Here is a 19,453-nt window from a genome sequence, read left to right as displayed (position 1 = left end):
CGGTTGTTCTATCCCAATCTATGCAGTTCTGTGACGAGTGCGGTTCGATGATGCGCTCACAGGGCGACCGAATGGTCTGTTCGAACGACGACTGTGGCGCGACTGACGAACAGGACGAAGAGCTTGCCGCACAGTTCGTCTCCACGGACGAGCAAAGCGGCGACGAACTGATCGAGACCGAAGAGGGGGCGAGCTTCGAGGGGAAACCCACGCGAGAGGACATCAACTGTGATCGATGCGGCCACAACGTCGCGTGGTACACGATCAAACAGACCGGCTCCGCGGACGAACCACCCACACGATTTTTTAAATGCAAGGAGTGTGGCCACCGGTGGCGCGAGTACAGCTAGCGATCGGCTCAAAATACTTACTCGCTCCAGAGTAATATTACCAGATTTATATCCCCCGAGAGCAAACAGTGTAGTTGTATGTCCGAATACTTCCCGGAAGTTCCCCACATCGAGTACGAGGGGCCCGACTCCGACTCGGAGCTGGCGTTCGATTACTACGACCCCGACAGGCAGGTCGGCGACAAGACGATGAAAGAGCACCTGCGCTTTGCCGTCTCGTTCTGGCACGCCTTCACCGGCGACGGCTCCGACCCGTTCGGTGCGCCGACGATGCAGCGTCCGTGGGACGACATCGAGGACCCGATGGAGAAGGCCGAAGCGCGCATCGAGGCCAACTTCGAGCTACTCGACAAGCTCGGTGTCGATTACTTCTGTTATCACGACCGCGACCTCGCACCGCGCGGCGACACCATCGAGGAGTCCAACGAGAACCTCGACGAGATCGTCCCGCTGATCAAAGAGAAGATCGACGAGACGGGCATCGGGGTGCTCTTTGGCTCCGCCGAGCTGTTCGCCGAACCCAAGTACGCCGTCGGCGCGGCGAGTTCGCCCAGCGCGGACGTCTTCGCCCACGCCGGTGCGCAGGTCAAGAAGGCGCTGGAAGTCACAAACGAGCTCGGCGGCGAAGGGTTCTGTCTCTGGGGCGGCCGTGAGGGCTACAAGACCCTGCTCAACACCGACATGGGCCTCGAACAGGACAACGTCGCTCGCTTCCTGACGATGGTCGCGGACCACGCCGACGAGATCGGCTTCGAGGGCCAGCTCATGCTCGAACCCAAGCCGAAGGAGCCGATGAAGTTCCAGTACGACCACGATTCGGCGACGATCCACGCGTTCCTCCAGAAATACGATCTGGACGACCGCTTCACGCTCAACATCGAGACCAACCACGCGACGCTCGCGGACCGACCGTTCGCCCACGAACTGCGCTACGCGCGGCTCAACGACATACTCGGCAGCATCGACGCCAACCAGGGCGACAAGCTGGTCGGCTGGGACACCGACGAGTTCCCCTTCAGTCTCCGCGACCACACGCTCGCGATGTACGAGATCCTGCAGAACGGCGGGATCGCGCCCGGCGGGATCAACTTCGACGCGAAGGTACGCCGCGAGTCCTTCGAGCCCGTCGATCTCGCCCACGGCCACATCACCGGGATGGACACCTACGCCCGCGCACTCGAAGCCGCCCACGCGCTCAAAGAGAGCGGCGAACTCGAGGAGTTCATCGACGAGCGCTACAGCAGCTACGACGAGGGGATCGGCCAGAAGATCGTCGAGGGCGAGGCCGACCTCGCCGACCTCGAGGAGTACACCCTCGAAAACGACGTTCCCCATCCGGAGTCCGGTCGCGAGGAGAAGCTCAACGCCCTGCTGAACCGCTACATCCTCGAAGTCTGATCGTTCGCTGATCAGCTCCGCTTCGTTCGGTTTTTCGCCACGTCAGTCGTCCGCGAGAGCGAGTGGAACGGGATCTCCGTCCTCTGGTGTCGATCGGTCCGAAACAGCCGTCCAGTTCAGGTTTCCGGCGTACTCGAACGCACGGTTGTCCTCCTGTGGATCGACGACGGTCAGCGAGAGCCAGCCGTTGTCCAGCAGCTTGGCGACATCGTCGTGATCGGCGAGGATCTCGGTCACGCGGTCGACGGGTGCGTGAACGACCGCTGAGAGTCGCAGTGGCTGGTGGTGTGGGTCGTCGTCGGTCGCCTTCAGCGACTGCAGGGGGAGGCCACCCATCAGGTCGCCGCCGTTGCCCTGGACCACGCCTACGTTGCCGACCGGATTCTGGGTGACCTTCGATCCGCTGCCGAAGACCGCGTTGTCGACGGTCGCAAAGTAGTACTGGTTGTTGATCCACTGCGTGACCACGAGGGGTCCTGCGAAGATGGCTTCGAGAGCATCGCCGTCGGGATCGGCCGACCAGTCGTATGAGTGGAGGAAGGCCCGCCCGCCAAGGTCCGCGTCGGCGGTGAGCCCACGCGGCCCGATGACGAACGCCGCGTTGCCCGCAAGCCCCCACTCAGGACGAGTTTCGGCCCAGTCGTGTGCGCGTCGTTTCGTCTCCGAGACGGCATCCTCCTGCCGGGCTGCAGGCATGGTCGCGGCGCGTTCCGCGGCGGCGCTCTCGCGGGCGCTTTCCAGATCCGAGTTGAGCGTCTCCAGATCCTCGGCGTGACTCTCCGGAACCGGCCCCTCGAACAGCGTGATCTCGTCTGTCGTCGTGTTGTGCTCGGCCGCGACGAAGACGGTATCTTCTGGAATGTCGAATCCGCGCTCGCGCAGATCGTCTTTGACCGCTCCACGGTTACAGATCTGGGCGAGGACACGGGCGTTCGGGCCGCCGGCGTTGCCCGCACAGGCACCACAGTCGAGGCTCGAATCGAACGGGTTGTTCGTCGTGTGCGCGGCGTGGCCAGTGAAGACGACCAGCCGGGCGAACTCGGACCAGCCCATCAGCTCGAACGCGGTCGCGGCGTACTCGACTTGCTGATCGTGGGTCAGTCCCTCCTGAAGGCCGTGATCGTGGCTACAGCCACCGTCGGACGACAGATCCGCCTCACAGAAGTCGCCAGTGTGAGGGAGCCGCTCGCGGACACGATCGGCAAGGGAGGCTAGCTTGGAGGGGAACAGCGTTCGGGTGGCGAGTGCGGAGCCGTAAGCGCCGCCGGCTCCTTCGACGAAGGTGAACGCGGCAACGGCGTTGGTCTTCAGCGTCTCGAAGTGATCGTGGATCGCGCGGGCACCACCCGTCCAGTGCGAGTACGTCTCCTCTTCGTCGTCAGCCACCGGCAGATCGACGACGTGATGTTTCGGGTCGACGATCGGCGGACAGGCCTTCGAGGCAGCCTCCGTGCCGTAGCTCTGGTGTTGCATCGGGATCCCGAAGAAGCCGGCGTAGCCGTGGGTCTCATAGTTACCCTGGGATTCGATGTGTCGGCGGATGATCTCCGAGCGTGTGTCGATACAGAACACCATCTGGGCAGTCGGCCGGGTGGAGTCGTCGTTCCCGGCCGAGGTGTCGATCGTCTCGATCAGGGAGTCGCGGTAGCTACGCTCCCAGGCAGTCAACCACCGATCGGCTACCGGTGGCGTTCCGTCGTCTCCGGTGTCGGCGTTCTGGTCGGGGTCTTCCTCGACGGCAGCCGGATCGAGCGGCGCGTCCAGCAGGTCGGCGATCGTCACCCTGACGGCGAGGTACTGCTCGATGGTGATCGGATGTGTCTGCTGCCAGGAATCATGGTCGTCGCTGGCTCGCTGTTTGACGAACCCGGTCCAGCCGGGGAGAGCCGCGAGCTGGTGTTCACAGATCGCGCCCCAGCGGTCACGGGGGTACCTCCCGATAATCGACTCGAGGGCGTCAGTCGCAGTCGTCGGAAGGTCACCGGGGTCGGAGCAGCCGGGGAGGTTGCCGTCGTACGGTGCGAGCTGTCGCCAGGCGGCGTAAAATCCCGCCTCGCGGTTCGGCATCGACCACGTCGCCTCGCCCTGATCGAGAAAGACCGCGAGCCACTTTGTGACGAGACGGTCGACATCGTCGGTCGCGTCGGCGGTTCGGGCCGTTCGTTTCTCCTCATGTTCGGCCATCTCATCGAGCAGGGTTTCGGGATCCGCGTCGTACTCGCCGAGTTCGTCGTCGAGGATCTCGGGATCGATACGCTCTGTCTCCCAGGCTCGACGGAACACCGAGGGATGGGGATAGCCCCGACCGCCGAACAGCTCGGTCGCCTCGTCGACGGCCTCGTGGAACGGCCTGTCCTCGAATCCGGCGAGCGGGTTCGCGGTGACAAACGAGTGGATCGGCCACACCGCCCCGATGCGCTCGGCCGCCTGCTCGATACTGTCGGTGAGCGATTCCGTCTCGATGGTGCTGGCAGTAGTCGTCATTTGGTGTACTCCGTTCTGGTGGTCAAGACGGTGTCAGCGCCCGGCTGGGTACGGTTCAGCAGCCAGACGTAGAGCCGGCCACTGCGACGGTACCAGCCGAGTTCGGTCACGAGGTACCCGCCGAGGAACAGCGCCACGACGATGTAATGGGCGATCGTCAGCTCGGTCGCCGCGAACGCCATCGGGACGCCGGCGACGATCGTCGAAACGGCGTTAAACGCCAGCCCGTAGCCAGTGATCGCCACGAGGACGATTCCCGGAATGGCGGCGTACCTGACCGCAGTCGGGATCGACGACCTGTGGATGATATCCCGCGCGGCAGTCAGCGTGGTCAGCACGACGACGATCGTCAGGATGAACGCGCTGTCGAGGGAGGGTGCGGCTGCCTCACCCACCAGGAACAGCGGGTCGGCTTTTCCGGTGAGGAACATAAAGAGTGCTCCGCCACCGATGGCGGTAAGCAGGCTGATCGTGACCCCGATCAGCTCCGGTTCCGGACGGCGGTGAGAGGAGGGCGATTCGTGCTCGACGGTGGCTCCCGCAGAGAGGAAGAGGTAGGCCTTGTAGAACCCGTGCAGGATGAGGTGGGCGATCGCCGCGGCGAAGAATCCAAGCCCACACTGCATGATCATAAAGCCCATCTGGGCCATCGTCGAGCTTCCAAGTTCGCCCTTGACGTCGGTCTGGACCAGCAACATGGCCTGCCCGAACAGGGCGCTGATTGCGCCGACGATGACGATAATCGACATGACAGCCAGCTCCACGGAGACGACTGGGGCGAACCGGGTGAGCAAGATCGCCCCGGCGTTGACGAATCCGGCGTGCATGAGCGCCGAGGCGGGCGTCGGCGCTGTCATCGAGGACAGCAGCCAGGTGTGAAACGGAAAGAGCGCGGACTGGATGATCGCCGCGACGACGAGGCCGACAGCGGCGACACCCACGAGCGTCGTCGATGCGCCGTCGACGGCCGCTATCTGGGCCGAAATCGTCGCTTCGCCGGTCAGCGTGAACAGTAGAGCGAGGCTTGCGCCGAGGATCAGGCTACTGGTCACGAAGTAGTTCCTCGCGAGGCTGGCCGCTTCGCGCGCCTGTGTCCAGTTCCGGACGTGACCGATGAGTTCAGCCATGATCAGCCCCATCGCCAGCCACGCGCCGACGAACAACACGACGTGATTCGCCGCCACCAGCGTCATCACGACGAGCGTGAACCCGAAAATACACAGGTAAAACCGTTCGATGTCGCGATCACCGGCCATATACCGGCGAGAGTAGCTGTGAACGATTCCACTGAAGAACGTGACTGTCACCCACATCACGACGGTGAGTCCGTCGATGGCGACCAGTCCCGCCAGCTCCGGCGTCCCGTCAGTCAACTGGTATGCGGCGAGCGCACCGATCGCCAGTACCCACAGGAGCCACACGGTCCACGTAAGCGCGGCCGGTATGCGGGACGGCTCTGTCGTCTCGTTCGGAAGCGATCCTACGATCGTCGACTGTTCGTGTTCTACCATCGTTTGAGCGTGCTCGACTGACAACTGTCATCATCGGTCTCCCCTCCCGACCGTGGATGACAGGTATCGGTCGTACCTGTGTCCCAATACGAACAGTTCGTGTATTAAATCCTTCTATACTACCAAATCGTTCTGAATAAGGTCTTTAAGGAATATAACGTTCGTGGGGCGGAGGCAGTCGTCGAACGGCACTCGTAGCGGAGCCAGAGACGTCGAGACCGATCCAGTCTTCTCACCCGAGACAACTACTCCTGCCGTTCGCCCCCGGTCTCGAATCCCTCGAACGGCGTCGTCTCGTGGCTCCTGACGAGCACCTCGTCGGTGACGGTTAGTCCCATATCCAGGAGTTCCTGAGCGACTGGCGTGATATCACTGTCCGACTCTCCGACAGCCGTTACCAGCAGATTCTCGCTACCCGTGACCAGTTCCTGCACCGATACGACGCCATCGATATCGAGGATCTCCGTGATGTGTTCCCCTCGCTCCGGAATCGGGGCGGTACAGTACAACAGCATTCGCAGTGGGAACCCCGATCGCTGATAATCTACTTCGGCGGTATATCCTTTGATGACCTCCTCGCTTTCGAGCCGCTGGATCCGTTTGCGGACAGTACTGTCGGACACTCCAGTTCGCTCGGCGATATCGCCAGACGACATATTTCGGGCGTCCCCCTGCAGTGCGTGGATGATCGCCTTGTCCACGTCATCGGTATCGTTGGTCACCATGCCCGTACGTCGTACGTACTCCACAATGGAACTTTGGCTCTCTGGCCGCGTCACGACGGCGCACCGTTCCGGAGCGTTTTAACCCCAGGGAGGATATTCGTGAGATATGCGACTGCACGACAGGGACGTCCGACAGGACGTGCGGGAACTCGGTGCACTGCTCGGCGACGTACTGGAAGACCAGACGTCCCGGGAAGCCTTCGAGACTGTAGAGATGCTGCGTACGTCCGCGATCGACTATCGGGACGGCGAACTGGACTCTCGTGAAGCGCTTCACGAGGAGCTAAACGGGTTGACACCCGAACGCGAGAGCATCGTTGCGCGCGCATTCACCACGTACTTCGAGCTAATCAACCTCGCAGAGGAGCGCCAGCGCGTCCGGGCGATCCGGACCGCATCTCACGAGGAAACGCTCGAGGACAGCCTCGAAACGGCTGCCAAAGAGCTCGACGAACTGGACGACGACGAGCTGGAACAGGTGCTCGATGACGTTCTCATCGAGCCGACCTTCACCGCACACCCGACCGAGGCCCGGCGCAAGACCGTGAAATCGAAGCTCCGCTCGGTGGCGAACCACCTCGAAACGCTCGACGAGCGACGGCTCACCAACAAGGAAAAAGGGCAGGTCGAGCGGGATATCGATGCAGAGGTCACGAGCCTCTGGCAGACGCCACAGGTCAGAGACCGAAGCCCCGAGCCGGAAGACGAGGCCCGGAACGTCCAGTGGTACCTCGAAAACACCCTGTTCGACATCGTCGGCGAGGTCTACGACGAACTGGAAGACGCCTTCGAGGATGAGCTCGGCGAGGAGATCGATATCCCAAAGCTCGTCGAGTTCCGTTCGTGGGCCGGCAGTGACCGCGACGGTAATCCCTTCGTCACCCCCGAGGTGACGACGAACACGCTCGAACGACAGCGCCGTGTCGTTCTCGATCGGTACCGCGACCAGCTCAAGAGCCTCTCTCGGGTACTCAGTCAGGATGGCACCCGAATCGCCGTCGGAGAACGCTTCGAGAAATCCCTCACGGCCGATCGCGAGCGACTGCCCGGCCTGACCGAGGAAGTCGAGGAGCGCTATCCAAACGAGCCGTACCGCCAGAAGCTCAAGCTGATGCGCGAGCGGCTCAACCGGGTCGGCGATGTTCGTCCCGGCGGCTACGAGGACGAGGACGAACTGGCGGAGGACCTGGCCGTTATCGAACAGAGTCTCCGTGCGAACGGTGCCGACTCCGTCGCCGAGGCGTACATCGACCCACTGGCCCGTCAGGTCGACACGTTCGGCTTTACGCTGGCCAGTCTCGACCTGCGTGACCACCAGGAACAACACACCGAGACCGTCACCGAGGCGCTCGCCCGCGAGGGGATCGATTACGAATCGATGGACGAAGACGAGCGCGTTGAGCTACTTACGGAATCGATCCTGCAGGACGAGTCGGTCGTCGACGTCTCGAACGTCGAAGGGGTCTCCGATACCGCCGCGCGCGTGCTCGAGCGGTTCGACTCTCTCGCCGAGTGGCAGGAGGAGTACGGCATCCAGGCGATCGACACCTACGCCATCTCGATGACCGAAGAGCCGAGCCACGTGCTGGAAGTCCTGTTCCTCGCCGATCAGGCCGACGTGGTCGATCTCCCCGGCCACTGTGGGCTCGACATCGTCCCGCTGCTGGAAACCGAGAGCGCACTCTCGGGTGCGCGCCGGATCATGGGCACGCTGTTCGAGAACGAGGCCTACGCGAAGGCGCTCGAAGCACGGGACAACACCCAGGAGATCATGCTGGGGTACTCCGACTCCAACAAGGAGAACGGCTTCCTCGCGGCCAACTGGTCGCTGTACGAAAACCAGATCCGCCTCGGTGAGATCTGTGACGACTTCGACGTCACGATGCGGCTGTTCCACGGTCGTGGCGGCTCGATCTCCCGCGGCGGCGGCCCGATGAACGACGCCTTGCTGGCCCTGCCAAACAGCACGGTGACCGGTCAGGTCAAATTCACCGAGCAGGGTGAGGCCATCGCCGAGAAGTACTCCAACCCGCGCATCGCCGAACGTAACCTCGAGCAGATGCTCAACGCACAGCTGCGTGCCCGCAAACGCTCGCTCCAGCAGCCCTACGAGGACGTCGAAGACGAGTGGATCGAGGCAATGCGGCTGATGGCCGACGTGGCTCGTGATGAATACCGTGACCTGCTGAACACCGAGGGCTTCGTAGAGTACTTCGGACAGGCGACGCCGATCGGCGTTATCGAGAACCTAAATCTCGGATCGCGTCCGGCCTCCCGCTCCGGTGAGCGGAAAGTCGAGGATCTGCGTGCGATCCCGTGGGTGTTCTCGTGGACCCAGTCGCGCTGTATTATCCCCGGCTGGTACTCGCTGGCGACCGCGATGGACGCCTATCTCGACGATGGCGGCGACATCGAGACACTACAGGAGATGTACGCCGAGTGGCCGTTCTTCCAGTCGATGCTCGACAACGCCGCGATGGCGATCGGTCGGACCGACCTGGACATCGCCGCCGAGTACGCCGACCTCGCCGATCCCGAACTCCGCGAACGGTTCTTCCCGCGCGTCTCCGAGGAGCACGAGCGAGCCCAGGAACTGGTACTGGAGATCGCCGGTCGGGACGATCCGATCGACCGTGACTGGCTCCAGAAGAGCCTCGAACGTCGGAACCCCTACGTTGATCCGCTCAACCTGCTCCAGACGCACCTGCTCTCCCAGACTCACCGCACGGATCTGGAAGAACGCACCCTGCGCCTGACGGTCAAGGGGATCGCGGCCGGGATGAAGAATACCGGGTAAGGCGTCGGAACGCAGTTTTTGAGTCCGGTGTCGATCGAAGTCGAGAGCGGTTGATCGTCACTTGCGACCAGTGTTGTAGGCGTTTTCTCTATACTACAAATGTCGAAGTGTTTTACTATAACTATTGAAGTAGATAGCTACAGATCTCGAAGTTAAATCTAAGAGGAACTAAACCGTCAGAACGGGCCGCCGTCGCCGCCGAGGCCGCCCATCCCGCCACCGCCGCCCTGCTGTTGCATCTTCTTCATCATCCGCTGCATGTCGCCATCGCCCATCCCCTGGAACTGCTTGATCGTCTGTTCCATCATCTTGTGTTGCTGGAGCAGTTCGCGAACGCGCTCTTCGGGCTTCCCGCTGCCGCGGGCGATCCGCTCGATCTGGCTCGCGCCGATCGCACGGGGATGCTCTAGCTCCGCCTCCGTCATCGAGTCCATCACGACGTCGAAATCCCGCATCCGGTCCTGCGTGACGTCCATCGCGTCGTCGGGCAGCTGGTCCATCATCCCGCCGCCCATGCCGGGGATCATGTCCATCACCTGATCGAGGGGCCCCATGTTGTTCATCGCCTCCATCTGCTTTTGCATGTCCTTGAGGGTAAAGGAGCCCTGCAGCATGTCCTCGGGGTCCCAGTCGTCGTCTTCCAGCCCTGTTTCCTCCATCGCGCGCTCGACGCGCTCGGCGAGCTGTTTGAGGTCGCCCATCCCGAGCAGCCGGGAGATGAAGCCGCTGGGCTCGAAGCGTTCGACGTCGCCGACCTCCTCGCCGGTCCCGAGGAAGGCGATCGAGGAGTCGGTCTGATCGACGGCGGTGAGCGCCCCACCGCCTTTCGCCGTCCCGTCGAGTTTGGTGATCATCACGCCGTCGATGCCGATCGACTCGTCGAACTGCTGGGCCTGTTCCTTTGCGCCCTGCCCGATCGCCGCGTCGAGCACGAGCAGGTTCCGGTCGGGATCGACGACCTCCTCGATCTGCTCGATCTCGTCGATCAGGTCGTCTTCGAGGGCGTGGCGACCAGCCGTGTCCACGATGTGTACGTCCGCGTCGCTCGTCGCTTCGAGCCCCTCGCGGGCGATCTGGACCGGATCGTCGACGTCCGGGTCGCCGTAGAACTCGACTTCCGCCCGCCCGGCCATCTGCTTTGCCTGATCGTATGCGCCGGGGCGGAACGTATCAGTCTGGATGACGGCGGGGCGCAGGCCCTTCTTCGAGAACCACCACGCCATCTTCGCCGCGGAAGTCGTCTTCCCCGATCCCTGCAGCCCGGCGAGCATGATCGTCTGCTCTTCGAGCGGGAGTTCCGTACTCTCGCCCACCAGCGCGACCATCTCCTCGTAGACGATCTTGAGGACGTGATCGCGTGCCGACGTGCCCGCCGGCGGATCCTCGTCGAGTGCGCGCGTCTCGATACTGTCGGACAGATCCTGAACGAGCGAGATGTCGACGTCGGCCTGGATCAGCGAGCGCTGGATCTCGCGGACGACGTCCTCGACGTCTTCCTCCGTGATGCGTGTCTTCCCCTGTAGTTTGTCGAGCGTCCCGCGCAGGGACGTGCCGAGATCGTCGAGTACCATTTATCCGGTGTACGCGAGCCAGTCGGTAAAGCCTTTCTCGCTGGAGTCGAGCGATCCGGCTATTCTCCCAGGGGCTCGATCTCCGGCGAGAACAGGTCCTCGACCTCACAGTCGAAGTAGGCCGCAAGCTTGAATGCCAGTTCGAGCGAGGGATCGTAGCGCTCCCGTTCGATGGCGTTGATCGTCTGTCGGGAGACGCCGACAGCCGTGGCGAGTTCGCCCTGGCTCAGCCCCTCTCGCTCGCGGTAGCTGTCGATCGCGTTTTTCATGTGTACTGTCGCTCAGTGAACCACTGGGCGGCGATGTACACCAGAATCAACGCCATATAGCCCCAGATCGCGCCCCGGAGGGCAGCAGGTGCGGTGTAGATACCAGTCGCGTTGAGCACGACTTCCGCCGGGAGCCCGACGATGGTGACGACGACCACGACCAGCAGGGTCGTCGTACTGGCCTCCCGTTCGATCTGTCGCTCAAGCTCGTCCGGGATGGAGACCGGCGAGCGCCAGTAGCCGATCGCCATCCCCAGACAGCCGAGCCAGTACAGCCCCAGCCCGGCGTAAAGCACCAGCGGTTCGGCGGTGACCATCCAGACAGCTGTCGCAACGAAGACACTGGCGACACCAGCCCCGACCGATCGGTTGATCCATTCGCTGTACTGTTCTCGGGTCTCGACTCGTCCGCTTGCGGTGAGGTCTTCGGTCATGATGTAGTGTAAAACACCCTTTACAGTAAAGGATGCTTTACATCCAGATAAAGATATCGCCTACTGATCGACCAGTATGGGCGTCGCCGCTCCCACCACACGAGAATCTCAACCGTCAAAACGAGACGAATCGAAGGCTCTACGGGCAACCCTCAATCGGGTCGCTGTTCTTCGAGCTGACGAGCCTGTTCGTTAATTTCGTGAATTTCCCGATCGACTTCGGAGTCGGGACCGCCGTGTGCAAACCGGACGGACAGATCCATTGGGGAGGGTCGAAAGCCGGACTCCTCCTCTTCTTCGTCATCACCCCCAAACAGCGACCGAAACACCTCCCAGAGTAACCGAGCCATAGTGTCAGTGCATTCGCCAAGATATTAAAAGTGTCACGGACGTCCAGACCTGTCCTTAGTCCACCGACCACGGCTCACGACCGCCAGAAGGAGGTCGTAAGCAGCGCAATCACGGGGATGATTTCGATTCGACCGACCAGCATCCAGACGACCATCGCCGCCTTGGTCGACATCGGCAACACGTCGTAACTACCATACGGTCCGGCCGGACCGAACGCGGGGCCTATGTTGAGGAAGGTCGAGGCCGCAGCACCGACGGCGTCGAACGCACCGAAGCCGTCCAGACCGGCGCGTGCGCCGTCGACGGCGACGAAGACACTGACGAGGAAGACGCCGAGCACCGCGACCAGCGTGTACGAGTAGATGTCCCGGATCGTCTCCTCGTCGATCGCCGTGCCGCCCAGCCGGATCGGGCGAACAGCGCCCGGATGGACCGACGTGAACAGGTCGCGTCGAAAGGCCTTGAATACGACCAGCCAGCGCAACGATTTGATCGAGCAGGTGGTCGATCCGGCCATCCCGCCCAGAAACATGGCGAGAAAGAGCAGGTACTGGGCGAACGCCGACCACTGCGTGAAGTCAGCGTTCGCGTAGCCAGTCGTCGTGATGATCGAAACGACGTTGAACAGGGACTGGCGAACCAGATCGTGCGTCCCCTCGCCGGTCGGATTGCCGTTCGCCGCAAGAACGGCGAGGACGAGCCCCGCTACCACGAGTACGCTCCCGAGATAGAAGCGGAACTCCTCGCTTTCGCGGAGCCGATTGAGGTCCCCTCGCAGGACGAAGTACATGAGGACGAAACTCGTCGAGCCGAGGAACATAAACGGCATCAGTGCCCACTGGACGACCGGCGCAAACGCCTCGATGCTGAGCGGTTCGGGCGAGAACCCGGCCGTCGCGACGCTTGTAAAGGCGTGCGCAACGGCGTTGTACAGGTCCATGTTCGGCGCGAGCCCCGAGAGTCCGAGCGTATAGAGGACGCCGATCGCCACCGCGGTCAGCCCGGCGTAGAGTTTCAGAATCAGGCGCGCGGTGTCCTGAATGTGTGGCGTCACCTTGTCGACATTGTCGTACTGGGTTTCGGTCTCCATCAACTGAGCCCCACCGACGGAGAGCTGCGAGAGTATCGACGTGACGAGAACGAGAATACCCAGCCCGCCGATCCACTGGATGAGCTGTCGCCACATGAGGATCGATCGATCGTGCGCGGAGAAGTCCTCCAGCACGGTCGCACCGGTCGTCGTCAACCCGCTCATCGCCTCGAAGGCGGCGTTGATCGGGTGGGCGATCGTCCCCACCCCCGCGACGACAAAGGGGATCGCACCGATGAGCGCAACCAGCGCCCAGCTGAGCGAAACCATCAGAAACGCTTCGCGCGGACCGATCTCACCGTCGCTCTCGAATCGATCGAACGCCGTTCCGAGCACGAGCGTGACGGCGATCGCCACCACGAAGGGTGCGATCGGTTCACGATAGTAGAGCGCGAGCACGAGCGGGAAGACGAGCGGAATCGCGAGGTATTGGAGCACTGACCCGGCGAGTCCGACGCTCTGTCGCCAGTCTACCCGAATCCTCATAGGCGTAACACGCTACTGGATGTGAGCCACGGATATGTAAGTGCCACTGTCCAGCGACGGGGAGGACCCCTCCAAAACGCGGACCTCCAGCAGGCAGTAGGCTGTACTTACCGCCGGGGTGAGAGTGAGAGACACCCAGTCTCCCGGCAGTGCGAATGACTTATGGCGGTCCCCATTCACCACTCCGACAATGATACGACCGTCCGACAGCAGCGATCGATGCGGCTGGCGGAACCGTTCTCCTGAACATCAGCCTCTGACTGGATGGTGCTAACAACATGACCTCGACATTGCTTCAACGGATAGTTCTCCCTGTCGCCAGCGAGGCGGATGCAAAAGCGACAGCAAGGGCTGCAGCACCGTACGTCGAATCGGATACCTCAGTCTCCGTCGTCCACGTTGTCGAAAAGGCAGGCGGGGCACCCGACAAGGCGTCGGTCGAACAGCGAGAGGAGCTGGGTCGAGAAATCACGACCCTCGTCGCCGACCGACTCGCCGAGCAGACGGAGTCGGTCTCGACCGAGATCCTCTATGGGGAAGACATCGTCGAGACCGTCGTCGAACACGCCAAGGAGATCGATGCCACGGCAGTGGCGTTTCTCCCCCGGAATGCCGGTCTGCTGACCCGGCTGCTCTCCGGGCAAACGACCGTCTCGATGGTCACCGATACCGATCTCCCGGTGATCGTCCTGCCGGAGATCGAGGAGGACGCCGACGATGAGTGACGAGGAACTCGCAAAGGACCTCGGACTCGTCTCGGCGATGATGATCGGGATCGGGACGATGGTCGGTGCGGGGATCTTCGTCCTGCCCGGCATCGCCGCCCAGCGTGCGGGTCCCATCGTCGTCCTGTCGTTCATCATCGGTGCCTTTATCGCGGTGTTCAACGCGCTGTCGGTGTCGGAACTCGGGACCGCGATGCCGAAAGCAGGCGGGGCGTACTACTTCATCAATCGGTCGCTCGGCCCTGCGTTCGGATCGATCTCGGGGCTCGGCGACTGGCTTGGCCTCGCGTTCGCGTCGGCGTTCTATACCATCGGCTTTGGCCAGTATCTCGGCGAACTGCTGGAGCTCCCCTCGATTCTGTTTCTCAACAACGTACAGGTCGGAGCAATACTGGCCGGTCTACTGTTCGTCGGCGTCAACTACATCGGTGCCAAAGAAACAGGTGGGATCCAGACCATCATCGTCTCGCTGTTACTCGGTATCCTGACTATCTTCGCGATCGTAGGCTGGTTCTCCTTCGAGTGGTCGACGGTCACCGGTGATGGCGGACTCACGCCGCTTGGCACCGCCGAGATTCTCCCCGCGACGGGGCTCGTGTTCGTCTCGTATCTCGGATATGCCAAGATCGCAACTGTCGCGGAAGAGATCAAGAATCCCGGTCGAAACCTCCCCATCGCGATCGTCGGGAGCGTCGTGATCGTCGGCACCCTCTATACGATTCTGGTGACGCTCATGCTGGGTATCGTCCCATGGCCTGAACTGGATCTCGACGCGCCGGTCGCACAGGCGGCCGAGATGGCCTTCCCGGCGGCGGTCGCCGGTGCCGCTGCGACGGCGATGACGCTCGGCGCGCTGCTGGCGACGGCCTCCTCGGCGAATGCCTCGATTCTCGCGTCCGCACGAATCAACTTCGCTATGGGCCGGGACAAGATCGTCACCGACTGGCTCAACGAGATCCACCCCCAGTACGCGACGCCGTACCGGTCGATTATCGTGACCGGTGGCATGATCATTCTGTTCGTGATCCTGCTAGGTCGAGATGTCGGGCTACTGGCGGAAGCCGCCAGCGTGTTGCATCTCATCGTGTTCGCGCTGTTGAACCTCGCCGTCATCGTCTTCCGGGAAACCGACCATCCGGACTACGACCCGGACTTCGAGGTGCCGCTGTATCCGATCGTTCCGATCCTCGGCGCGACGCTGTCGCTTGGGCTCATCGCCTTCATGGAGTTCTGGCCACAGGTCATCGCCGTCGGGTTCGTGGTCGGCGCGTTGCTCTGGTACATGTTGTATGCCCGTCGACACACCCCCGTTGAGGGTGCCCTCGGCGAGTACGTCCGCGACCGTGCCGACGAGATGCCGGACGCTGCAGTCTCGGCTGCAGAAGCGGCAAGTCCGGACCAGACCCGTCCCTACCGCGTGATGGTGCCGCTCTCGAACCCCCGTACCGAGGAGACGCTCCTCGAACTGGCCGGAACCCTCGCAGAAGAGCGGGAGAACGGGATCGTCCACGCCGTCCACATCGTGGAAGTGCCCGATCAGACGCCGCTGGACCGCGGTGCCGAACAGCTGGATCGGATCGACACAGAATCCGAAAAGCAGCTACAGCGGGCTCGTGAACGCATGACCGACAGGGACGTCGAGATCGAAACCTCGACGATCCTCTCGCATCGCTCCTTCGAGGAGGTGTTCGACTCCGCCCGCCGACTCAAGGCCGACAAGGTCGTGATGGGCTGGGGCGGCGGTCGCCCGTGGGGTGCCGGACGGGCGGAACGACCGATCGACGAGCTAACCCACGACCTGCCCTGTGACTTCCTCGTATTGAAAGATCGAGAGTTCGATCCCTCGAAAATACTCATTCCGACTGCGGGCGGCCCGGACTCCGATCTGAGTGCGGAGCTCGCACGCACGCTCCGGTCGATGGTCGGTGCGGAGATCAGTCTGCTCCACGTCGTAGATAGCCCCGAGGAGCGCGAGGACGGTGAACAGTTCCTCGCCGACTGGGCGGCCGACCATGGCTTCGGCGACGCGGTACTCCGGGTCGATGACTCCGGCGAGGTCGAGAGAGCGATCGCCGAGGCCGCCGACGAGCACACGCTCGTGCTGCTGGGTGCAACCGAACGCGGACTGCTCTCTCGGCTGGTCAACCGCTCGCTGACCCTCGACGTCGTCGATCAGGTCGACGCGTCGGTGATCCTGGCCGAGCGGCCGAGTGACCGGTCGCTACGCCAGCGGCTCTTTGGTCGGCGATAGGCCTCGCAAACCTCTCAGACCAGTTTCGTCACGTCATCGAGCACCGACGTCTCGGTGAACAGGACGACGTGGTCGCCCGCCTCGAAAACAGTATCGCCACGCGGGATGACGAATTTCCCTCCGCGGGAGATCGCGCCGATGACGACACAGTCGGGAAATTCGTTTGCGGCATCCGCGATCGTCAGGCCGACGATCTCGCTTTCCGGTCCGATCTCCACTTCGAGCACTTCTGCGAGGTCGTGTTCGAGCATCGCGATCTTCTCGGTTCGGTCGTTCCGGGTGAACCGGATGATCTCCTCGGCAGTCTCCTCGCGCGGACTGATCGCGACGTCGATACCGACGGCTTCGAACAGCTCCGCGTAGGCGGTGTTCTCGATCAGAGAGATGGTTCGGTCGACGCCCAGTTTCTTGGCGAGGATCGAGACCAGCAGGTTCCGGTCGTCGTGTCCCAGCGCAGCGACGACCATGTCGGCTTCGTCCATATGCTCACGTTTGAGAAACGACATATCGGTCGCATCGTGCTCCCAGACCGACGCGTTCGGCAGTTCCTCGGCGATCTCACGGGCGCGGTCGTGATCCTGTTCGATCACGTGGGGACGATACCCGTGTTCTGCGAACAAACGGGCAGTCTGAAAGCCGATTTCGGTTCCGCCGACGATCACGACCTCCTCGATATCGCTGTTACCTGCTCGGACGGTATCGGTGGCAAACTCACCAACCGAGTCGCTGCTCCCGATGACAACCACCCGATCGCCGGAGTGGATACGGGTATCCCCACGGGGGATGATCAGTTCGTCATCCCGGAAGAGCGCGGCAAAGGTCAGTGAGTCGTAGCGATCGGCATCGCTGACTGTCTGTTCGACGATCGGGCTGTCCTCGTAGACCTCGAACTCGGCCATTCGGACCAGTCCTCCGATAAACGAGTCGACATCTTGGGCGCCCGGAAATCCGGAGAGTCGGAAGATCGCTTCGGCGGTGAGCAGGTTTGAGCTCGCCATAAAATCAACGCCGAACGCCCCTTCGGTTCCCTGCCAGGTCAGGAGGAGGCTATGGCGTTTGACTCGAGCAATCGTGAACACGTCGCCGGTGGTTTTTGCGGCACCACAGGTGACGATGTTTACCTCGTCGTCGTCCGTCGAGGCGATCACCATCTCGGCGTCCTGGATTCCGGCCTCCTGCAGCGTCGAAAGGTCGGTCCCGTCACCCTGAATTACTAGCGCATCGATATCGTAGGTTAGCTCTTCGACCAGCTCCCCATCGCGCTCGATAACGACAACCTCGTGGGTCGCAGTGAGGGTATTCGCAATCGTCTGACCGACCTCGCCCGCACCGACGATGATCACGCGCATGGGAAGCCGTCACCGTTCATGTTCGGGGGTTGAGCGGGGCGTGATATGTGTCTTGCGGAGGGCCATTGACCTCCTCCCGCGCCTGAAGACGCGGGTATGCGCTCGCACTATGTATCAAACTCGGTGAGACTCCGGACCATAGTACTACTGGGACATTTACAAATTGTGGGCGAAAGTACGGTACAAAACCCCAGTAATTCATCACACCTCATCAATTAGGCACGTGTTTTTTATCACCCACATCAGTACTGTATACAGCAGAACAGACCGATTATAGCTGATTCATCATGACTGCCAGTACCGGCGAAACCCCGACGAAGCGACGGTTTATAGACGCCGGGAGGGCATTCAGTATCGTCGTGATGGCATCAGCAATGGTCGTTACTGGACTAGTGATCTCGGCGACTGGGGGCGTGTCCGGAAGCGCCACCTCCCTGCTGATCGGCGGCGGCGTTCTGGGCGGGGTTGTGATCGGCAGTGCCTACGAGCGCCATAGAACCGACGGCCCGGCGATGAACTCGGAGTCAGTGAAGTCACCTCCGGGCCAGTTCCAAACGTTCTTCGAGCGTGCCCCGATACCGGGAGTTGGGATCAGCATCGAGGATGGGGAGGAACCGATCGTCGAACACGTCAATACGAACTTCGAGGAGGTCTTTGGATTCGACGCGGAGACCCTCGAAGGTGAATCGCTTGCGTCCTATATCGTCCCACCTGAAAAACGCGATGAGTCGATCGCCCTCGTCGGAGAACTGGAAGATGGACGTATCGTCGAGGGGGAAGTCCAGCGGGAGACGAACATGGGCTTTCGGACGTTCGCGTTCACCGGGATCCCAGTCGAGGGAGACGATAGCGAAGTCGATGCCTACGCGATATACTCGGACGTCACGACCGAACAGGAACAGCGCCAGCGGTTACAGGTCCTCTACCGTGTGCTCAGACACGACTTACGAAACCGAATGAACGTCGTAAAAGGGAACGCAGAGATCATCTGCGAGGAGATTACCGACCCCGAGTTGCGCGAGTGGGCCGAGTCCCTCAGCGCCTCGGCGGACGAGTTGATCGAGCTCAGCAGCCAGACCAGACAGATCGAACGCTCGCTCGACGCGGGCGACTATGCCCGACACACCATCGATGCGGCAGAACTCGTTGAGAATGTGCTCGAGGACGTTTCCACTCACTATCCTGAGGTCGAGAGCCAGTGCGACACGCCAGACGAGCTACACGTAATTGCCAACGGTCTGATCGATACTGCGGTCAGAAACGCCATCGAGAACGCGTTCGAACACAACGTCGGTCCAGAGCAGAGCGTCGAGGTTTCCGTCCGCACGGCATCTCGGAACTACGCCGAAATCAGTATCCGGGATGATGGGCCAGGGATCCCCACGTCCGAACGCCGATTGTTCGACGGCGGAAGCGAGATCACCCAGCTCCAGCACGCGAGCGGGCTCGGCCTGTGGTTGCTAAACTGGATCGTCACACAGTCCGGCGGCGAAATCGAACTCACAGATAGGACGCCAACGGGGACGGAAGTCCTGGTCAGGCTTCCACTCGCCTACCGAGAGGCGGAGCCGGCAGAGACAGCAGACGAAATTGCAGGCGACTGAGTACCAGCTGCGGTCTGACGCACTCAAAACAAGTCCCCTTACCGGCGATCAGGGATAG

The 19,453-nt window shown here is 62.1% G+C and carries 15 protein-coding genes; 6 read left to right on the top strand and 9 right to left on the bottom strand.

The window, feature by feature from the left end; all coding sequences use genetic code 11:
- Nucleotides 1-20: 20 nt before the first annotated feature.
- Together AArcS_RS01365 and xylA are read left to right on the top strand one after the other, a co-directional pair.
- On the top strand, nt 21-350 hold the full coding sequence (locus AArcS_RS01365; RefSeq protein WP_238478636.1) for a transcription factor S: 330 nt from the start codon (nt 21-23) through the stop codon (nt 348-350).
- A 78-nt stretch (nt 351-428) separates the two neighbouring features.
- Complete coding sequence (gene xylA / locus AArcS_RS01360; protein ID WP_238478635.1) at nt 429-1,748, top strand: xylose isomerase; 1,320 nt, start codon at nt 429-431, stop codon at nt 1,746-1,748.
- A 42-nt stretch (nt 1,749-1,790) separates the two neighbouring features.
- Here the strand turns inward: xylA and AArcS_RS01355 are convergent, their stop codons facing one another.
- From AArcS_RS01355 to AArcS_RS01345, 3 genes are all read right to left on the bottom strand, one after another.
- On the bottom strand, nt 1,791-4,232 hold the full coding sequence (locus tag AArcS_RS01355; RefSeq protein ID WP_375139625.1) for a DUF2309 domain-containing protein: 2,442 nt from the start codon (nt 4,230-4,232) through the stop codon (nt 1,791-1,793).
- Entirely contained in the window at nt 4,229-5,743 is a 1,515-nt protein-coding gene (locus AArcS_RS01350) for a proton-conducting transporter transmembrane domain-containing protein (RefSeq protein ID WP_238478634.1), read from the bottom strand. The genes AArcS_RS01355 and AArcS_RS01350 overlap by 4 nt, the downstream gene beginning before the upstream one ends.
- Before the next feature lie 245 nt (nt 5,744-5,988).
- Complete coding sequence (locus tag AArcS_RS01345; protein ID WP_238478633.1) at nt 5,989-6,468, bottom strand: Lrp/AsnC family transcriptional regulator; 480 nt, start codon at nt 6,466-6,468, stop codon at nt 5,989-5,991.
- 106 nt (nt 6,469-6,574) lie between these two features.
- On the opposite strand from AArcS_RS01345, the gene ppc reads away from it, so the two are divergent.
- The gene (ppc, locus tag AArcS_RS01340; RefSeq protein ID WP_238478632.1) at nt 6,575-9,265 is read left to right on the top strand and encodes a phosphoenolpyruvate carboxylase; all 2,691 of its coding nucleotides are present in this window, start codon (nt 6,575-6,577) and stop codon (nt 9,263-9,265) included.
- A 176-nt stretch (nt 9,266-9,441) separates the two neighbouring features.
- Here ppc and AArcS_RS01335 read toward each other — a convergent pair whose 3' ends face one another.
- The 5 genes from AArcS_RS01335 to AArcS_RS01315 all read right to left on the bottom strand — a co-directional run bounded on the left by AArcS_RS01335 (nt 9,442) and on the right by AArcS_RS01315 (nt 13,466).
- The gene (locus AArcS_RS01335) at nt 9,442-10,836 is read right to left on the bottom strand and encodes a signal recognition particle protein Srp54 (RefSeq protein ID WP_238478631.1); all 1,395 of its coding nucleotides are present in this window, start codon (nt 10,834-10,836) and stop codon (nt 9,442-9,444) included.
- Nucleotides 10,837-10,895: 59 nt separating this feature from the next.
- Nucleotides 10,896-11,105: a helix-turn-helix transcriptional regulator gene (locus tag AArcS_RS01330; RefSeq protein ID WP_238478630.1), complete on the bottom strand. Its 210-nt coding sequence runs from the start codon at nt 11,103-11,105 to the stop codon at nt 10,896-10,898.
- Nucleotides 11,102-11,539: a DUF2178 domain-containing protein gene (locus AArcS_RS01325; protein ID WP_238478629.1), complete on the bottom strand. Its 438-nt coding sequence runs from the start codon at nt 11,537-11,539 to the stop codon at nt 11,102-11,104. The genes AArcS_RS01330 and AArcS_RS01325 overlap by 4 nt, the downstream gene beginning before the upstream one ends.
- A 152-nt stretch (nt 11,540-11,691) precedes the next feature.
- A complete protein-coding gene (locus AArcS_RS01320; RefSeq protein ID WP_238478628.1) occupies nt 11,692-11,889 on the bottom strand; it encodes a hypothetical protein in 198 nt (65 codons plus the stop codon).
- 74 nt (nt 11,890-11,963) lie between these two features.
- The gene (locus tag AArcS_RS01315; protein WP_238478627.1) at nt 11,964-13,466 is read right to left on the bottom strand and encodes a TrkH family potassium uptake protein; all 1,503 of its coding nucleotides are present in this window, start codon (nt 13,464-13,466) and stop codon (nt 11,964-11,966) included.
- Between the two features lie 278 nt (nt 13,467-13,744).
- On the opposite strand from AArcS_RS01315, the gene AArcS_RS01310 reads away from it, so the two are divergent.
- Together AArcS_RS01310 and AArcS_RS01305 are read left to right on the top strand one after the other, a co-directional pair.
- Complete coding sequence (locus AArcS_RS01310; protein WP_238478626.1) at nt 13,745-14,191, top strand: universal stress protein; 447 nt, start codon at nt 13,745-13,747, stop codon at nt 14,189-14,191.
- Nucleotides 14,184-16,442 (top strand): amino acid permease, encoded by a 2,259-nt coding sequence (locus tag AArcS_RS01305; protein WP_238478625.1) that lies wholly within the window; start codon nt 14,184-14,186, stop codon nt 16,440-16,442. The genes AArcS_RS01310 and AArcS_RS01305 overlap by 8 nt, the downstream gene beginning before the upstream one ends.
- A 14-nt stretch (nt 16,443-16,456) precedes the next feature.
- Here the strand turns inward: AArcS_RS01305 and trkA are convergent, their stop codons facing one another.
- Entirely contained in the window at nt 16,457-17,791 is a 1,335-nt protein-coding gene (trkA, locus tag AArcS_RS01300; RefSeq protein ID WP_238478624.1) for a Trk system potassium transporter TrkA, read from the bottom strand.
- A gap of 287 nt (nt 17,792-18,078) precedes the next feature.
- On the opposite strand from trkA, the gene AArcS_RS01295 reads away from it, so the two are divergent.
- The gene (locus AArcS_RS01295) at nt 18,079-19,395 is read left to right on the top strand and encodes a PAS domain-containing sensor histidine kinase (protein WP_238478623.1); all 1,317 of its coding nucleotides are present in this window, start codon (nt 18,079-18,081) and stop codon (nt 19,393-19,395) included.
- The last annotated feature ends 58 nt before the right edge of the window (nt 19,396-19,453 follow it).

This window comes from Natranaeroarchaeum sulfidigenes, assembly GCF_017094485.1.
GTDB lineage: Archaea > Halobacteriota > Halobacteria > Halobacteriales > Natronoarchaeaceae > Natranaeroarchaeum > Natranaeroarchaeum sulfidigenes.
This window is presented reverse-complemented; position numbering and strand designations above follow the sequence as displayed.

Excerpts from the sequence above, each read along its gene's own strand:
- AArcS_RS01365 (WP_238478636.1), top strand. The coding sequence starts at position 21 with ATGCAGTTCTGTGACGAGTGCGGTTCGATGATGCGCTCACAGGGCGAC.
- xylA (WP_238478635.1), top strand. The coding sequence starts at position 429 with ATGTCCGAATACTTCCCGGAAGTTCCCCACATCGAGTACGAGGGGCCC.
- AArcS_RS01355 (WP_375139625.1), bottom strand. The coding sequence starts at position 4,232 with ATGACGACTACTGCCAGCACCATCGAGACGGAATCGCTCACCGACAGT.
- AArcS_RS01350 (WP_238478634.1), bottom strand. The coding sequence starts at position 5,743 with ATGGTAGAACACGAACAGTCGACGATCGTAGGATCGCTTCCGAACGAG.
- AArcS_RS01345 (WP_238478633.1), bottom strand. The coding sequence starts at position 6,468 with ATGGTGACCAACGATACCGATGACGTGGACAAGGCGATCATCCACGCA.
- ppc (WP_238478632.1), top strand. The coding sequence starts at position 6,575 with ATGCGACTGCACGACAGGGACGTCCGACAGGACGTGCGGGAACTCGGT.
- AArcS_RS01335 (WP_238478631.1), bottom strand. The coding sequence starts at position 10,836 with ATGGTACTCGACGATCTCGGCACGTCCCTGCGCGGGACGCTCGACAAA.
- AArcS_RS01330 (WP_238478630.1), bottom strand. The coding sequence starts at position 11,105 with ATGAAAAACGCGATCGACAGCTACCGCGAGCGAGAGGGGCTGAGCCAG.
- AArcS_RS01325 (WP_238478629.1), bottom strand. The coding sequence starts at position 11,539 with ATGACCGAAGACCTCACCGCAAGCGGACGAGTCGAGACCCGAGAACAG.
- AArcS_RS01320 (WP_238478628.1), bottom strand. The coding sequence starts at position 11,889 with ATGGCTCGGTTACTCTGGGAGGTGTTTCGGTCGCTGTTTGGGGGTGAT.
- AArcS_RS01315 (WP_238478627.1), bottom strand. The coding sequence starts at position 13,466 with ATGAGGATTCGGGTAGACTGGCGACAGAGCGTCGGACTCGCCGGGTCA.
- AArcS_RS01310 (WP_238478626.1), top strand. The coding sequence starts at position 13,745 with ATGACCTCGACATTGCTTCAACGGATAGTTCTCCCTGTCGCCAGCGAG.
- AArcS_RS01305 (WP_238478625.1), top strand. The coding sequence starts at position 14,184 with ATGAGTGACGAGGAACTCGCAAAGGACCTCGGACTCGTCTCGGCGATG.
- trkA (WP_238478624.1), bottom strand. The coding sequence starts at position 17,791 with ATGCGCGTGATCATCGTCGGTGCGGGCGAGGTCGGTCAGACGATTGCG.
- AArcS_RS01295 (WP_238478623.1), top strand. The coding sequence starts at position 18,079 with ATGACTGCCAGTACCGGCGAAACCCCGACGAAGCGACGGTTTATAGAC.